14 protein-coding genes and 1 pseudogene are annotated in these 15,008 nt (G+C 55.8%); 10 read left to right on the forward strand and 5 right to left on the reverse strand.

Annotation, left to right across the window (positions count from 1 at the left end; all coding sequences use genetic code 11):
• Positions 1-115 precede the first annotated feature (115 nt).
• Together Abin_RS04565 and uraD are read right to left on the reverse strand one after the other, a co-directional pair.
• Positions 116-490 carry a hypothetical protein gene (locus tag Abin_RS04565; protein WP_052948163.1) on the reverse strand — a complete coding sequence of 125 codons (375 nt, stop codon included), beginning with the start codon at positions 488-490 and terminating at the stop codon, positions 116-118.
• Positions 491-606: 116 nt separating this feature from the next.
• Positions 607-1,137 (reverse strand): 2-oxo-4-hydroxy-4-carboxy-5-ureidoimidazoline decarboxylase, encoded by a 531-nt coding sequence (uraD, locus tag Abin_RS04570; RefSeq protein ID WP_048845176.1) that lies wholly within the window; start codon positions 1,135-1,137, stop codon positions 607-609.
• A 236-nt stretch (positions 1,138-1,373) separates the two neighbouring features.
• Between uraD and Abin_RS04575 the strand changes: the two genes are divergently transcribed.
• The gene (locus Abin_RS04575) at positions 1,374-1,970 is read left to right on the forward strand and encodes an IMPACT family protein (protein ID WP_048845198.1); all 597 of its coding nucleotides are present in this window, start codon (positions 1,374-1,376) and stop codon (positions 1,968-1,970) included.
• 78 nt (positions 1,971-2,048) lie between these two features.
• Here the strand turns inward: Abin_RS04575 and Abin_RS04580 are convergent, their stop codons facing one another.
• A complete protein-coding gene (locus Abin_RS04580; RefSeq protein ID WP_048845177.1) occupies positions 2,049-2,447 on the reverse strand; it encodes a hypothetical protein in 399 nt (132 codons plus the stop codon).
• Positions 2,448-2,659: 212 nt separating this feature from the next.
• On the opposite strand from Abin_RS04580, the gene Abin_RS04585 reads away from it, so the two are divergent.
• The 6 genes from Abin_RS04585 (at position 2,660) to Abin_RS04610 (ending at position 8,969) form a co-directional block, all read left to right on the forward strand.
• The gene (locus tag Abin_RS04585; RefSeq protein ID WP_086611923.1) at positions 2,660-2,863 is read left to right on the forward strand and encodes a hypothetical protein; all 204 of its coding nucleotides are present in this window, start codon (positions 2,660-2,662) and stop codon (positions 2,861-2,863) included.
• Positions 2,860-4,239: a class II 3-deoxy-7-phosphoheptulonate synthase gene (locus tag Abin_RS04590; RefSeq protein ID WP_048845178.1), complete on the forward strand. Its 1,380-nt coding sequence runs from the start codon at positions 2,860-2,862 to the stop codon at positions 4,237-4,239. Before Abin_RS04585 ends, Abin_RS04590 begins: the two co-directional genes overlap by 4 nt.
• A 106-nt stretch (positions 4,240-4,345) precedes the next feature.
• Positions 4,346-5,548 carry a nicotinate phosphoribosyltransferase gene (locus tag Abin_RS04595; RefSeq protein WP_174766851.1) on the forward strand — a complete coding sequence of 401 codons (1,203 nt, stop codon included), beginning with the start codon at positions 4,346-4,348 and terminating at the stop codon, positions 5,546-5,548.
• The gene (locus Abin_RS04600; RefSeq protein ID WP_048845179.1) at positions 5,545-5,964 is read left to right on the forward strand and encodes a hypothetical protein; all 420 of its coding nucleotides are present in this window, start codon (positions 5,545-5,547) and stop codon (positions 5,962-5,964) included. The genes Abin_RS04595 and Abin_RS04600 overlap by 4 nt, the downstream gene beginning before the upstream one ends.
• A gap of 189 nt (positions 5,965-6,153) precedes the next feature.
• Positions 6,154-7,488, forward strand: a complete 1,335-nt coding sequence (gene gltX / locus Abin_RS04605) for a glutamate--tRNA ligase (RefSeq protein ID WP_048845200.1) — start codon at positions 6,154-6,156, stop codon at positions 7,486-7,488.
• 200 nt (positions 7,489-7,688) lie between these two features.
• Entirely contained in the window at positions 7,689-8,969 is a 1,281-nt protein-coding gene (locus Abin_RS04610; protein WP_048845180.1) for a hypothetical protein, read from the forward strand.
• Positions 8,970-9,097: 128 nt separating this feature from the next.
• On the opposite strand, the gene sodC is transcribed toward Abin_RS04610, so the two are convergent.
• Positions 9,098-9,628, reverse strand: a complete 531-nt coding sequence (gene sodC / locus Abin_RS04615) for a superoxide dismutase[Cu-Zn] (protein WP_048845181.1) — start codon at positions 9,626-9,628, stop codon at positions 9,098-9,100.
• Positions 9,629-9,773: 145 nt separating this feature from the next.
• Positions 9,774-12,140 carry a heavy metal translocating P-type ATPase gene (locus Abin_RS04620; protein WP_048845182.1) on the reverse strand — a complete coding sequence of 789 codons (2,367 nt, stop codon included), beginning with the start codon at positions 12,138-12,140 and terminating at the stop codon, positions 9,774-9,776.
• Between the two features lie 174 nt (positions 12,141-12,314).
• On the opposite strand from Abin_RS04620, the gene Abin_RS04625 reads away from it, so the two are divergent.
• The 3 genes and pseudogenes from Abin_RS04625 to Abin_RS04635 form a co-directional block, all read left to right on the forward strand.
• Positions 12,315-12,782 carry a hypothetical protein gene (locus tag Abin_RS04625; RefSeq protein WP_146867648.1) on the forward strand — a complete coding sequence of 156 codons (468 nt, stop codon included), beginning with the start codon at positions 12,315-12,317 and terminating at the stop codon, positions 12,780-12,782.
• 66 nt (positions 12,783-12,848) lie between these two features.
• Positions 12,849-14,681 (forward strand): copper resistance system multicopper oxidase, encoded by a 1,833-nt coding sequence (locus tag Abin_RS04630; protein ID WP_048845185.1) that lies wholly within the window; start codon positions 12,849-12,851, stop codon positions 14,679-14,681.
• A pseudogene (locus Abin_RS04635) lies at positions 14,678-15,008 on the forward strand (hypothetical protein); the annotation flags it as partial. The gene Abin_RS04630 and the pseudogene Abin_RS04635, both read left to right, overlap by 4 nt.

Genomic DNA, 15,008 nt, shown 5'->3' on the forward strand with positions numbered 1-15,008 from the left:
AAGCACACAGTTTGGCTGATGAGCCGTGAGCGTGATGCTTTCATGCTCCGAATAATAAAAAAGGCGACCTGCCAAAACAGGTCGCCTTTTTTAGTGGTTTAAGCAGACGTCACCGTCAGTCATCCGCCATTTCACTGGCATCCAGACGCTGCACACGCGTCACCTGCCCCTGTGCGTTGTAATAGATAATTCCGCTGCCACGACGCTGGGCATAGCCGTCTGGTCGGCCATCCGGTGTCCAGAACAGCAGACGGTTTGAATCCGCCTGTTCCTGCACTCTGTCACCCTGCGGGATAAAGCGAAATTTGGAAAAATCCTTATGCGCTTTCGGCAGAGGGGGCTTGGCGGCCAGCTTATGCATATCCGGGCCTTTGCTGCCTTCCTCATCATCGCCCTCATCAGCCAGAGCAGGCGTGACAGACATAACCGGCAGGGCAACAGCCCATAGGCCAACAGCCAGAACACACCCCTTACGGAACCACTGCGCCATAACGCCTTACTCTCCCCGTTCCCTGCTCAATATGTAAGCCTGACGATATGTGCCTGTTTTTCAACTACGGTGCAATCTTGTGCAACGCGCAACACCGAGACTAAGGACTGGTGCCCTTACGCCGTCTTCTCCAGTGTCTGATAAATGGTTGCCAGCTTGTCCTGTGCAAACAGGCTGATCTCATTCAACGCCGTTGCGATCTCAACTTCCGGTTCGTAACGCAGGCGCTGTTCAAGCGCTTTCATAATTTCCGCACTGGTCCGCCCTTCGGCATATATGACAAACGGCATATCAAACCGTTCCTGATACGCTTTATTCAGCGAGCGGAACTGGGCAAATTCTTCTGGTGATAATCGACCAAGCCCAGCGGGAGCCTCATTACCGTTCGGAAAAACGGGGGCATCCGGCGCTGCTGCCAGAAATTGCTCCAAACCGGGGTACGCCCGAATAACGCGAATACGGGCTCCCTCCGGCGCGCCGCGCACCATTGCGTTCAGAGTGGTGTGCAATGTGCTGGCATCCGCAAACGGCCGACAGGCATAGGCTTCCTCAGCCGCCCATTCTGCATTTTGATAAACCGAACCAAAGGTCGCGATAAATGTTTCGCGTTTCATGGCGTTAATGGTGATGATTACCGATTCAGTCATTCATGCCCCGCTTCCATCATGCTTCACGCTACAGGACCGCTCGGTCGCTCGTTGCCTTAAGCTTTATACATCGCCAGATAAACCGATAGACACTCTGCCCCAGTGCAGACGTTCATTCTAGCAGAGAATAAACGCGGGACGTACTTGTCCGTTCACGCAGAAACCCCAATGGCGCGATGTCTGGCTTCTTACGGGTATGGCTTGTCGGCCACCGGGTGCAGACTTTATATGCAGGCATGACAGAGACACTGATCGGCCCGTTTCAGCTTGAAAAAGACATTCGCAAAAGCCGCTTTCTGGCGCGTGCGTTGCCTGTTCACAGCGCGGAAGAAGCCGATGCCTTTATTGCGGGGATAGAAAGAGCAGAACCGGAAGCCACGCATCACTGCTGGGCGTGGCAAATTGGCCCGCTATGCCGATGCCACGATGCAGGCGAGCCTTCCGGCACGGCAGGTCGCCCTATTTTGGGGGTTATTACGGCCCAGAAGCTTGATTTTGTGGTGGTCGTAGTGTCGCGCTGGTTTGGCGGGGTCAAACTGGGGGCGGGTGGCCTGATACGCGCTTATGCAGGCACGGCCGCAGAATGTCTGCGTGAAGCCCCAAAAGAACCGATTATTGAGCGCGTTACCCTGACCTTCCACATCCCGTTTTCTCTGCTGGCCATTATACAGGCCCGGTTGCAGGAATGGGGGCTGGACGCTGGCACGCCGGAATACGACGCTACAGGTGCACAATTCCTACTGACCCTGCCCGCCGACCAGCAGCAGGACATGACAAACCGCCTGATGGATCTAACAAGCGGCCAGACCAGCGTTTCAGTTGTGGAAGACTAGCACGTCTAGCGCAGGGAAAAGTCCCTACGCAGCGCTACGGCCAAAGTGCCGCAGCTTTCTAACTCAAGACAGGCCGCATCAGCGCGGCGTGACCCATCCGTTGCCTGTTGCATCACCCATCTGGCCAGAACCATAAGGACCACTGCTTTGATAGGCAGACCCATAACGGGACAGATCAGACCCTGTTACGGCGTCACGATGCACTTTAGCCAGATGGTCCGGGTCATCCCCATGGTTGAACTCCATGGACGGAGCATCCTGATACCCCGGTGGCAGGTTACGGTGCCCGTGAACAGTCTGCTTTTCAGTCGATTTGCTGTTCTGGGATGAACCGTACGCCGCAGACCCTTCCCCAAAGGAAATGTTGTTGTCTGGCGTCAGGGCCGGATCAGCATAGGCAGAAAAGCCGGACAGCAGGCTGGCACCCAGGCCAAGCCCAGCCAGCAGCAAGAAAGATGGTTTACGCAGTTGCGCCATTGCGCGTCACCCCGCGGAAAAAATTGACCTCAACCCACACCCTCACAGCGTGATGCAGGCGGCAAGCAGACAGTATCGCACCAACTCACGGAAAAATCCAATGAGGGATGAGACTCCCCCACATCCGGCCTGCATATCCCGTTATGATGTTGATATTATTACTGGTTCAGCATGAGGAATGCAGGGGATAACGAGCATGGTGTGGGCATACCGTGCAAGCAAGCCGCTTATTCACTTTACGCATTGCCTGCATGTTCGTTGCGTTCAAAGGCGCATTGCAGGAACAAAATTTGCGTATTGCAGGTAATTTAGACATAAAGGCAGCCCTTTTGCGCCTTCAGGCGTTAGAGGGTGTTTTTCTTTTTACTGACAACCCATCTTCCAGACAGATAGAACTGACAGGATCAATTCAATGAGTTCCTCGCTCGCCCAGCCCCGCCCGACGTCTGCTACCTGGATGCCGGATAGCTGGCGTTCGTTTCCTGTCAAACAGATGCCAACCTATCCAGACGCCGCAGCCCTGAAGGCTGTTGAAGACCGTCTGCACGTTTATCCGCCACTGGTGTTTGCCGGGGAAGTACGTCGCCTACGTAACCAGTTGGCTCAGGCATCAAAAGGGCAGGCCTTCGTGTTGCAGGGTGGTGCCTGCGCTGAAAGCTTCAGCGAATTCAAGGCCGATGTAGTACGCGACACCTTCCGTGTGCTGCTGCAAATGGCTGTTGTGCTGACATTTGGCGCAAAAGTACCAGTGGTTAAACTGGGCCGCATGGCAGGACAGTTTGCCAAACCCCGCTCATCCGACATGGAAACCGTGAACGGTGTCAGCCTGCCGTCCTATCGCGGGGATATCATCAACGGGCCTGAATTTACGGCAGAAGCCCGTATTCCTGACCCCGCACGCATGGAAACAGGGTATTTTCAGTCAGCGGGCATTCAGAATCTTCTGCGGGCGTTCTCACGCGGTGGGTATGCCAACCTTCATGAAGTCCACCGTTGGAACCTTGGCTTCGTTGAACGTTCCCCGCTGGCAAACCGCTACCGGGTGATGGCAGAACGGATTGGGGAAACCCTGTCCTTCATGCAGGCATGCGGTATTGACGCGGCCTCTGCCCCGCAGGTTGATGAAACCGAATTCTACACCTCGCACGAAGCGCTGCTGCTGCCTTACGAACAGGCACTGACCCGCGTCGATTCCACATCTGGTGAATGGTATGATTGTTCAGCCCATTTCATCTGGATTGGGGACCGCACGCGTCAGCCCGATGGAGCGCATGTTGAATTTCTGCGTGGGGTACGCAATCCGCTAGGGATCAAGGTTGGGCCAACCACCACGGTTGAAGACCTTGAAAAGCTGCTGGAAATCCTGAACCCGACTGATGAAGCTGGCCGTATCACCCTGATTTCCCGCATGGGTGCGGACAAGATTGAAAAACACCTGCCCCCGTTGATGCGCGCCGTCAAAGCAACAGGGCGCACCGTAACGTGGCTGACCGACCCCATGCACGGCAACACCATCTCCACCACCCAGAAGGTGAAGACACGGTCATTTGATGCCATCATGACGGAAGTCAAAGGCTTCTTTAACGCCTGCGCATCTGAAGGTGTGCATGCTGGCGGTGTGCATATTGAAATGACCGGCCAGAACGTGACTGAATGCGTGGGCGGTGCCCATTGCCTGACGGAATCTGATCTGGCTGACCGTTACGAAACCTTCTGTGACCCCCGCCTGAACGCGGAACAGTCGCTGGAACTCGCCTTCCTGATGGCTGAAGAACTGACGGGCAAACGATAAAACCAGTTAGCGGGTTTTACATCACAGAACCGGGGGGTGCCTTTACCGCACCGCCCGGAACCCCCATCATCCAGACAACCTGAACCGCAATGGAGTTGAAACTAGGATGGTGCAGCCTTTTAACGGCGTAGAAACGCCCGGCCTGTCCACGGCCAGTTCGTCCGCTCCACTTTCTGACGCTGTTATCACGGCCCGAACGGATTCCTATTTTAACCGCACCAAGCAGATTGTCTCCCGCTTTGGCGACTGCGAGGTAACTTACGCGTTCTTCATCCGCCGTCCCGTTATTTCCGCCCCCGGCCTGATGCTGGAATGGCTGAAAAACGTTATGGCAGAACGCAACAGCCCCTACACTGTTGAAGTGGCTCACCCTGAAGGTGAATGGGTGGGGGCCGGTGAACCACTGGTTTACATTACCGGTTCCTTCACACATCTGGCTGATCTGGAAACGCTGCTGCTGCAAAAGCTGGGGAGCCCCTGCGTTGCGGCCCACAGAGCGTATCAGATTGCCCTTTCCCTGCCCCATACCAAATTTCTGGCCATGGATGCTCGCCACTGCGCCGGGTATGAAATGCAGGAACTGATGGCCTATGCGGCATCCGTAGGGGGACGCGCCGCAAAGCGCGATGGGGCCATTGGTTTTATTGGCACAGCAAATGATGCTGTGGCTCCATTTTTTGGTAGCACCCACGGTTACGGCACAATGCCCCATGCGCTGATTGGCTATGCCGGGTCCACCGTCCGTGCGGCAGAGATGTTCCATGACCTGTATCCCGATACGGATCTGGTGGTGCTGGTTGATTATTTTGGCAAGGAAGTGACCGATGCGCTGGCCGTATGCCGCCGGTTCCCAGAACTGGCGGCCCAAGGCAGTCTGGCCGTGCGGCTTGATACGCATGGCGGCCGGTTTCTGGAAGGGCTGACCACGCAGGAATCCTACGCAGTACTGGACCGTCACGCACCTGATGCCCTGCGTCGCTACCGTTCTGATTCCGAACTGCGGTATCTGATCGGCACAGGTGTCTCGGCCGCTGCCGTGTGGCGGATGCGCGATATGCTGGATGAAGGTGGTTTTCCGCATGTCAAAATTATTGCGTCATCCGGTTTTGGCGTAACCAAATGCGCCTGCATGGCTGACGCCCATGCCCCTATTGATGTTGTGGGCACAGGCTCCTTCATTCCTGATTTATGGAACGAAACCTACGCAACGGCCGATATTATTTCCTACAACGGCGTTGAACGCGTCAAAGTAGGGCGTGAGTTCCTGCTCCCGTCCCAGCGCAAAACACAGAAAGGCTCTGCTGAATGACAGAAAACCCCACCACGGAAGACAAGACATGGCGTGTGCGTATTCTTGACCTCTCCGGTGGCGCAGAAGACAATATTGTTGAAGAAGTTGGCGGATTTCATGATCTGGCGCACGCCAACGCCTTTGCCCGCACCTATGTGCGTGACAGCATGGAACGCTGCCGCGTGCCGGGAGCATCTGCCAAGGATGTGCTGACAGCATGGTTCAGCTTTGGTGAAGACGCCATTGTGCTGGAAGCGGGCGAGGACGGCTGGAAATCAGCAAACGAACTTGATGATTTCGCCGCGACCCGCGCCACACCAATGGAACGCGACTGGCGCATGCTCGACCCCCGCCGCATGGTGGAAGATGAGGATGACCTGCCAGAAGACACATCCTCACCTGACGATGAAGATGACGTCCCGACAACGCACTGACCGTGGGATGATCTGATTAGAGCAAACGCGATGCGGGCCCATGCCTTCATCGCGTTTTCTTTATGGCCAGACTAGGCTAAGAGCACTGTTTGAAAATAGGCACGAGTTAAAGGGCTGGCAGGGCATTTCCGCCCCATGCCCCCACGGCTCAGTCTGGTATTTCTGCTCCACACACGGCATAGAGACTTCATGAAGCTTCGTTTTGCGCCCAGCCCCACCGGCATGCTGCATGTTGGCAATGCCCGCCTTGCCATTGCAAACGCCCTGTTTGCCCGCCGTCATGGCGGCAAGTTCCAACTCCGTATTGATGACACGGACATCGGACGGTCAAAAGAAAGCCATGTCGAGGCTATTCGCACCGACCTGACATGGCTTGGCATTACGTGGGATGAAACCTTTCGCCAGACAGAACGGCTTGATCGCTACGCCAAAGCCATTGAACGGCTGAAAGCAACCGGCCGCCTGTACCCCTGCTTTGAAAGCGAGCAGGAACTGGCCGCCAAACGCGAAACGCAGATCCGCCAGCGCCGTGCGCCAGTGTATGATCGCGCTATGCTGAAAATGACGCCGGAACAGCGGGCACAGGCTGAAGCCAACGGCAAGGTGCCCTACTGGCGCTTCCGCCTGTCTGACAGCATTGTGCAGTGGCGCGATCTGGTGATGGGCAACTGTCAGGTCAAACTGCCATCCGTGTCTGACCCCGTGCTGGTCCGCACCGATGGTACCGTGCTGTACACACTGGCTTCTGTGGTGGATGATCTTGAAACAGACATCACCCACATTATCCGTGGTGAAGACCATGTGACAAACACAGGCGTGCAGATTGATATTGCAGAAGCACTGGGGGCCCGCCCGGACCATTTCCGCTTCGCGCATCTGCCCCTGCTGCTGGATGAAAATGGGGGCAAGCTGTCAAAACGCTTTGACGCCATGTCATTACGCACGCTGCGTCAGGATGGTGTGGAATCAGAAGCACTGGTTGCCTATCTGGCACGTCTTGGCAGTTCGGATGATCCGGTGTTGCTGCCGTTTGCGGAACAGGCAGATGTTTACGATCTGTCCCATATCTCCAAATCCGCAGCGCGTTTTGACACACGGCAGTTGCTGGGCCTGAACCACAAATATCTGGGACAGCTTCCTTTTAGGGCCGTTGCTGACCGCTTGCCAGAAGGCTCAACAGAAGCATTCTGGCTGGCCATCCGTGGCAATATCGACATGCTGTCTGAAGCCAGGCTGTGGCACACCGTCACGTATGGGGACATCGTGCCCCCGCCGCAGGAAGATGTGGCGTCTTTCCTGAAAGATGCTGCCGACCTTCTGCCACCAGAACCGTGGGACACCACAACCTGGAAAAACTGGACAGCCGCCCTGAAAGAAAAAACAGGCCTCAGCGGCAAAGCGCTGTTCCTACCCCTGCGCCTTGCCCTTACGGGTGAGGAACATGGGCCAGAACTGCGTGATCTGCTGCCCCTGATTGGCCGTGAGCGTGTTCTGACCCGCCTTCTGGCTGGCCAGAACCACTAATACCCTCTGCTGACTACCCGACAGGACAAAAAAATCTGTCGGGTTGTCAGACCAAAAGCGCCCTGAACACAGCGGGCTTTCATCGGCAAAATTTCATAAAGCAGCCGCGTGACAGAGCGGAAAAGATTAGGCACTCTGGCCCTCACAGTTATTTCGGCCCATGCCCTGATTTTTTCTGCAACAAGCCACCCGGACTTTGCATGCCGCTTTTTCTCCCGCGCCGTTCGTTCTGCTTCGGTCTGGCTGGCAGCCTAGCCCTGCCCTCTCTGGCCAACGCCCATAGTTTTGACCCGTCAGACGTTCCGCCACCCGCGCTGGAAACACTGAAGTGGGCCCCCAAAACACGCGCAGCCATTCAGGCCGTCATTAACGAACATGGGCATTATTCAGAAAACTACGACGTCAACCGTCGTCCCTATGCGGTATTTGACTGGGATGAAACAGCTATTGTCGGCAATGTGCAGGACACGCTGTTTCATTACATGCTCGACCATTTCAGCTTTCTGTTGCCAACCAGTGACTTCCGGCACCTGATTCATACCCACGCATCAGACAGGCCTTTGCCAAAGCCCTTCACCACCATCAAAGGCAAGCCTATTTCACTTAGTCTGTTGGTGCAGGATATTTTAGAAGACTACAGCTCTCTGGCGGCCCGCTATGGGCACCTCCCCCACCCATTGCCCCGCGAAACCATTGTGCAGGATGCCGTGGCACAAGCTTTTCGGGCCCGTATGGTCTTTTTCTATCAGGCCCTGCGCGCCACGCATGGGGGAGAAGAAGCACAACGGTGGCTGATACGCCTGCTGTCAGGCCAGACCATAACCGATGTTCTGGCCATGACGCGCGCTGCAAACGAGTGGGGATTGGGTCAATCCATCGGCCAGATAACCCTCCGCTGCCCGGAAGGACGCGCTGGAGAAGGCGGCACCGTTCAGGCCACCATTGTGCAGGCCCTGCGTCTGACACCTGAAATGTCTGACCTGTTCCAGATTTTGCAGGAACACGGTATCGACCCGATTATCTGCACATCTTCGCTTGAAGATTGCACTGCATTTTTCGCAACATCATCTGAATATGGCTACAATATTCGCCGGGAGCATGTTTTTGGTGCCCGTCTGGACGAGCATAAGCATGTGCTGCTTTCGACAGAATCCGCCAAATATCCATTTCCGTATGGCAGTGGCAAAACGGCCATTATCCACAAATACCTTATTGCCAAACGTCAGCGTCCCCCTTTGATGATTTTTGCCGGGGAAGACAGTTCAGCCCATCTGCTGTCCTCCTTCCCCGAAACCTCCCTGTGTTGCCTTATTAACCGTAAACAATCAGACACCATGCAGCCTTTCCTGAAAGAGGCCGTACGCCTGCGGTCAACTGAACGCCCACGGCTTGTGCTGCAAGGGCGCGATGAAAACACGGGGGAATGGTTGCCAGAAGAAGCCAGTATTTTTCTGGGCGAAACCGAACCCACACTTCCCTGACCCTGTTTGCATGGTGTGGGCTACCAATAAAAAAGGGAAGCCTGCGTCCCCGCTGGCTTCCCTTTCTGGTATCAGGTTCTGCTGACCTTAAAAGCAAGCAGAACGTGAAACTGGATGATGATTCTGTCTTATTTCAGAACAGCACAGGCAACGCGATCTCCCGCGCCACCAATCGGCTGTGTTTTGTAATCATCGGGCTTGGCATGGATAACAAGCGATGACCCGTCAGCATCAAGCAGGCCGGGCAGTTTGCCACCGTTATTCAAAGACACCAGCGTGGAATAGAGTTCAACAGTCGCGGTGCCATCGGCTGCGACATAAATGTTGGGCAGATCGCCATCATCATTGGCTTTGTCATTCAGCAGACCATGGGTAACCGGCTTTGCTGTATGGACATGGCCGCCTGCGCTTGTAAATTTCGGGGGCTCGCAGCTCCCTTTTTCATGAAAATGCACACCATGCCAGCCGGGAGTCAGTCCTTTGGCTTCAATACGCAGAATAACGCCCGCAGGGGCGGCCGTAACATGCACGCTGCCATGTGACGCACCATCGGTGCCCAGCAGGTCTCCGCCAGCCGTGTCGGCTGCCTGTGCGAACGCCGGGGCCAGAGCCACCCCGCAGACCAGTGCCGCAACCAGTTTCAAACGAGAAGCAAACATTGTGTTATCCTTTCCTGCTGCGGCGTTTGCCGCACACAGTGCTGTTTATTAAGTCGCACTCGCATACTCTTGCACGCAATCAGCGATTTGTGAGCACCCGAGTTGCACAAGCACCAAAATTTGACTGGATTTTTAGAGAACGCGGTTAGTCCAGCGGTTTCCACCGGCGCAAAAGCAATGAATTGCTGACAACTGAAACAGAACTCATCGCCATGGCGGCCCCTGCTACAATAGGGTCGAGCAAACCAAATGCCGCCAATGGCAGGCCAAGAATATTGTAGATAAACGCAAAAAACAGGTTCTGCCGTATTTTTGAGACCGTTGCGCGCGACAGCGAGAGCGCGTTAACCAACCCCATCAGGCTGCTGCGCACCAGCACAACATCCGCTGTGTCCAACGCAATATCTGCCCCTGCACCGATTGCAAAGCTGACGTTGGCAGACGCAAGGGCCGGGGCATCGTTAATCCCGTCCCCGACCATACCAACACAGCCGCCGGCCGCTTTCAGTGCGGCAATTTTTTCTGCCTTCTGGTTGGGCAACACGCCCGCAACCACATCAGTAATCCCGACCTGCCGTGCAACCATCTGGGCGGCGCGTTCATTATCGCCTGTCAGCATAGTGACGCTGACACCCATCTGATGCAGCAGGGTAATCGCGCGTTTTGCTTCATCCCGCACTTTGTCAGCCAGAGCAAAATAGCCCAGAATCTGCTGACTTTTGGCAACAGCGATGACGGTTTTCCCCTGCCCCTGCCAGTCAGCGACCAGCGTTTGGGCAATTTGCAAACCAGATTGCTCCAAAAAGCGCGGGGAGCCGAGACGCACAACGTCCTCGCCAACCTGCGCCATGACGCCCTGCCCCGGTATGGCTTTGAACTGTGTCATTGCGACTGGCTGCACCCCGGAAGCAACAGCATAATCACGCACGGCTTTGGCCAACGGATGTTCAGAATTCTGCTCCAACGCAGCAGCCAGGGCCAACAGATCTGCCGTGGCAACACCGGGTTCTGCCTGCACATCTGTGACAACAGGATGTCCCTCCGTCAGGGTGCCTGTTTTATCCATCACCATTGTTGTCAGCTTGCGGGCCTGCTCCAGAGCATCGGCATTACGGAACAGAATACCAGCCTGTGCGCCCTGCCCCGTGCCCACCATAATAGCAGTCGGGGTGGCCAGCCCAAGTGAACACGGGCACGCAATAACCAGCACGGATACGGCGCTGACCAAACTCCATGACGCAGAACCCGTTAGCGCCCACCCCAACAGGAAGGTTACAACCGCCAGCACAAGCACTGCGGGCACAAACACAGCCGCAACTTTATCTGCAAGACGCTGCACACTGGCCTTGCTGCCCTGTGCCTGCTCAACCATACGCACAATGGCCGCCAGAGCCGTATCAGCCCCCACTTTGGTAGCCTGAACCCGCAAAGCCCCTGTCTGGTTAAGCGTTCCGGCAAAAACCGTGCTGCCTTTCTGCTTCAGTTCTGGCAGGCTTTCGCCGGTCAGCATGGCTTCGTTTACATCTGATGCGCCATCAAGCACCACGCCATCAACCGGCACACTTTCACCGGGGCGCACAACAAATAGGGTGCCAACTTTCATCTGCTCCACCGGCAAGTCAACCACCACGCCGTTCTGGTCCACGTGCGCAATTTTGGGCTGAAGCTTTAACAGGCTTTCCATCCCTGCCGCTGTTTGGGCGCGGGCGCCGGCTTCCAGCAGTCTGCCCAGAAGAATCAGTGTGATAACAATGGCGCTGGCTTCAAAATATACTGGCTGATGCAGACCAAACAGCACGACAATGGCGCTAAAACCAAAAGCAATACTGGTGCCCAACACCACCAGAACATCCATGGTCGCGGCACCGCTGCGCACCGCATGCCATGCGCGTTGGTACAGATGCCGCCCACACCAGAACTGCACAATCGCGGCCAGCATAAGCTGTAAAGTCTGTGGCAGCATGACATGCGCGCCAACCATCATGCCGCCCATTTCCCACACAAAAGGAAGGCTAAGCACGGCAGCGACTACAAAGCCGTAAAGCTCCCGCCGCCATTCAGCGTGACGTTGGGCTTTTACATCCTGTTGTTCAGCCTGTTTATAAAGTGACGCACCATATCCGGCTTTTTCGACATGCTCGATCATGGTCTGCACATCTGTCAGCCCGGGTACATACACCACATGCGCACGTTCAGTTGCAAAGTTCACGCCTGCTTCAACCGCAGGTAAACTGTTCAGCACTTTTTCAATGCGGGCGGCACAGCCAGCGCACGTCATGCCAGTCAGCGTCAGATCAGCAGTCTGCGTTTCAACCGTGAAGCCTGTTTTCCGCACGGCCTCAACAACATCTGCAACAGAGGCTCCACCATTCTGCACCGTGGCCTGCACACGCTGGGTGGCAAAATTGACAGTTGCCTGCACACCGTCCAGACGGCCCAGCACTTTTTCAATCCGGGCGGCGCACCCAGCGCAGGTCATTCCCCCTACTGCAAACTGAACTGACTGACCCATCAGACACATCCTGTTCTGTCTTATCCTGTTTCATGATGCGGCCCTGACGGCGACTCATCACCGTTCCCTGCATCATCACAAAGAAGCCTTGAAACATATGCCCCCCGGGGGTATATGTTTCAAGCACGAAAATGCACTCACTTGTTTGAATCGGAAACCGGACACCCTGCATCCATGACGCCATACCGCGCCTTCCTTGCCGGATACGGTCTGCCTTTTCTTCTGTTCGCAGCAGGGGTGCTTCTGTTTGCCTTGGCTTACCCCGCGTCCGCCCTATCGGCTGGCGCACGGACTGATATCTCTTGCCTCCACACCATGTCACATGCGGAGAACGTGTCCGTTACTGACAAGACGGAGGCAAAAGCGCCTGCAAGGCAACATCCCTGTGGGGCGCACCCTCATCACGGCATGGCACAGCCTGTGGCCGCGCATCAGCATGGACACCCTGCCCCCCATCACAAGGACTGCTGCGCCACTGACTGCTTAAGCATGACATCCGCTGTTGCGTTTATTCACCCTGCGCCGCTTCTGCTGCCTGCCAGTGTGCCGGTTTCGGCCACGCATGCGGTGTTCAGGCCCGCAGTGGCCGTCAATAACGGCACCGTTCCCCTGTTACGCCCACCCAGACTGTCATTTTCCTGAACAACACGTTGAAAATCAGGCTGTTGCACCAACAGCCTGTCAGGATATTTACAGACTGGATCACCCATGTTTTCCTCTCGCAGCCCCAAAAAAGGGCATCTGTCGCGTCGGCGCTTTGTTACTGGCACAGGCGCATGGGCAACCCTGCTGGCCACACTACCCCAACAGCAGGCCCAAGGCGCGTCTCTGACACCCGGCTATGTCCCGCCTGAAAACGGGTCTGATTTTGATCTGACGGTCGGGCACACCACAGTTAACATCACAGGCAAACCGTTTCAGGCCCCCAGCCTGAATGGCAGCGTGCCCGGCCCGGTGCTCCGCTGGCGCGAGGGCGATACTGTCACCCTGAATGTGCATAATACGCTGTCAGAACCGACTTCCATCCACTGGCACGGCATCCGCTGCCCTGCCGATATGGACGGCGTTCCGGGTTTGAGCTTTAGCGGGATCGCACCGGGCAGCAGTTTCACCTACCGTTTTCCGGTAAAACAGAGTGGCACATACTGGTATCACAGCCATTCCGGCATGCAGGAAGCCAAAGGCCTTTACGGTGCGCTGATTATTGACCCCATACAGCCTGAACCCCACGGTTATGACCGCGACTACGTTATTCTGCTGTCAGACTGGACGGATATGGCCCCGCACGCCATTGCCAGCACATTGAAATTTCAAAGCGATGCGTTCAATTTCAGGCAGCGCACAGCAGTATCTTTTTTCAAGGACGCAAAAAAACAGGGTGTTATCCCGACACTGAAAGACCGGTTGCAATGGGCAGGCATGAACATGTCAGCCACAGATATTTCAGACGTCAGCGGCACTGTTTACACCTACCTGATGAACGGCTGCCCACCCCATACAAACTGGACCGGCCTGTTCCGCCCCGGTGAAAAGGTGCGTCTGCGCTTTATCAATGCCTCAACCATGACATTTTACGACATCCGTATTCCGGGCCTGAAACTGACCGTCATTCAGGCTGATGGAAATGACGTTGAGCCCGTTCCTGTTGACGAATTCCGCATTGGGGTGGCCGAAACCTACGATTGCCTTGTCGAACCGCAGGAAGACCGCGCCTATACTATTTTTGCCCAAAGTGAAGACCGCACGGGCTACGCCCGCGGCACTCTGGCCCCGCGCTTAGGTATGACGGCCGATCTTCCCCCCATGGACCCTCGGCCAGTTCGCACCATGCGGGATATGGGCATGGATATGGGCTCCATGCACCATCCCCACGATGGGATGACAATGGAGAGCCCTGCCTCTGACACCAAGCCCCTCCCTATGCATCAGATGCCAGATGGCAGCATGATGACTATGGAAATGGGGAGCAGCACCGCACCCAACCAGACGGACATGACTGACGCATCCTCTTTGATGCTCCCTCATGCGTCCCCAAACCCGCCGCCGCGGAATGTAGAAAACCAGAATGTCGCCGCCATGCCCGTTAACAGGCTGGCTGACCCGGGCGATGGGTTAGAGAACAATGGCCGCCGGGTGCTAACCTATGCAGACCTGCGCGCTACCCGGCCGGGAACAGACCCGCGCCCGCCCTCACGCGAAATCGTGCTGCACCTGACGGGCAATATGGAGCGTTATATCTGGGGTTTTGACGGAAAGAAGTTTTCTGAAGCTGACCCTATCCCGTTACGATTGGGGGAACGGGTCCGGTTTATTCTGATCAATGATACAATGATGGAACACCCTATTCATCTTCATGGGTTATGGAGCGAGCTTGAAAACGGTCACGGTGCCTACGCGCCCTATAAACACACCATCATTTCGCAACCGGGGTCACGCCTAAGCTATCTGGTCACGGCTGATACGCCCGGATTATGGGCTTATCACTGCCATTTGTTATACCATATGGAATTGGGCATGTTCCGCACGGTGGTGGTATCATGAGGACACACCGCTATTTTTTCCAATCGTGTCTGGTTTCTGTTTTAATGGGTAGCGTCTGCTTGCCTCTCACGGCCCGTGCACAACAGGCCCATCCAGTGGCTCACCCTGCCACGCATGATATGTCAGATATGGATATGTCTGACATGGACATGAAGGGCATGGACATGAAGGGCATGGATATGGACACCATGCCAATGCCTGCAAAGCCGAAGCCTCCCCGGCAAAAATCTGCCCCCCAGTACAGTCACGCAAAGCATATCCCCGCCCTACCACGACACGTTGGCACTGGCACTGGCACTGGCACTGGCACTGGCACTGGCACTGGCA

This window comes from Acetobacter indonesiensis (assembly GCF_000963945.1).
Lineage (GTDB): Bacteria > Pseudomonadota > Alphaproteobacteria > Acetobacterales > Acetobacteraceae > Acetobacter > Acetobacter indonesiensis.

Bases quoted from the DNA above. Each gene is read 5' to 3' on its own strand.
- Abin_RS04595 (WP_174766851.1), top strand. From the start codon at position 4,346: ATGGTGCAGCCTTTTAACGGCGTAGAAACGCCCGGCCTGTCCACGGCC.
- Abin_RS04610 (WP_048845180.1), top strand. From the start codon at position 7,689: ATGCCGCTTTTTCTCCCGCGCCGTTCGTTCTGCTTCGGTCTGGCTGGC.
- Abin_RS04625 (WP_146867648.1), top strand. From the start codon at position 12,315: ATGACGCCATACCGCGCCTTCCTTGCCGGATACGGTCTGCCTTTTCTT.
- sodC (WP_048845181.1), bottom strand. From the start codon at position 9,628: ATGTTTGCTTCTCGTTTGAAACTGGTTGCGGCACTGGTCTGCGGGGTG.
- Abin_RS04630 (WP_048845185.1), top strand. From the start codon at position 12,849: ATGTTTTCCTCTCGCAGCCCCAAAAAAGGGCATCTGTCGCGTCGGCGC.
- Abin_RS04580 (WP_048845177.1), bottom strand. From the start codon at position 2,447: ATGGCGCAACTGCGTAAACCATCTTTCTTGCTGCTGGCTGGGCTTGGC.
- Abin_RS04590 (WP_048845178.1), top strand. From the start codon at position 2,860: ATGAGTTCCTCGCTCGCCCAGCCCCGCCCGACGTCTGCTACCTGGATG.
- Abin_RS04600 (WP_048845179.1), top strand. From the start codon at position 5,545: ATGACAGAAAACCCCACCACGGAAGACAAGACATGGCGTGTGCGTATT.
- Abin_RS04620 (WP_048845182.1), bottom strand. From the start codon at position 12,140: ATGGGTCAGTCAGTTCAGTTTGCAGTAGGGGGAATGACCTGCGCTGGG.
- Abin_RS04565 (WP_052948163.1), bottom strand. From the start codon at position 490: ATGGCGCAGTGGTTCCGTAAGGGGTGTGTTCTGGCTGTTGGCCTATGG.
- uraD (WP_048845176.1), bottom strand. From the start codon at position 1,137: ATGACTGAATCGGTAATCATCACCATTAACGCCATGAAACGCGAAACA.
- gltX (WP_048845200.1), top strand. From the start codon at position 6,154: ATGAAGCTTCGTTTTGCGCCCAGCCCCACCGGCATGCTGCATGTTGGC.
- Abin_RS04575 (WP_048845198.1), top strand. From the start codon at position 1,374: ATGACAGAGACACTGATCGGCCCGTTTCAGCTTGAAAAAGACATTCGC.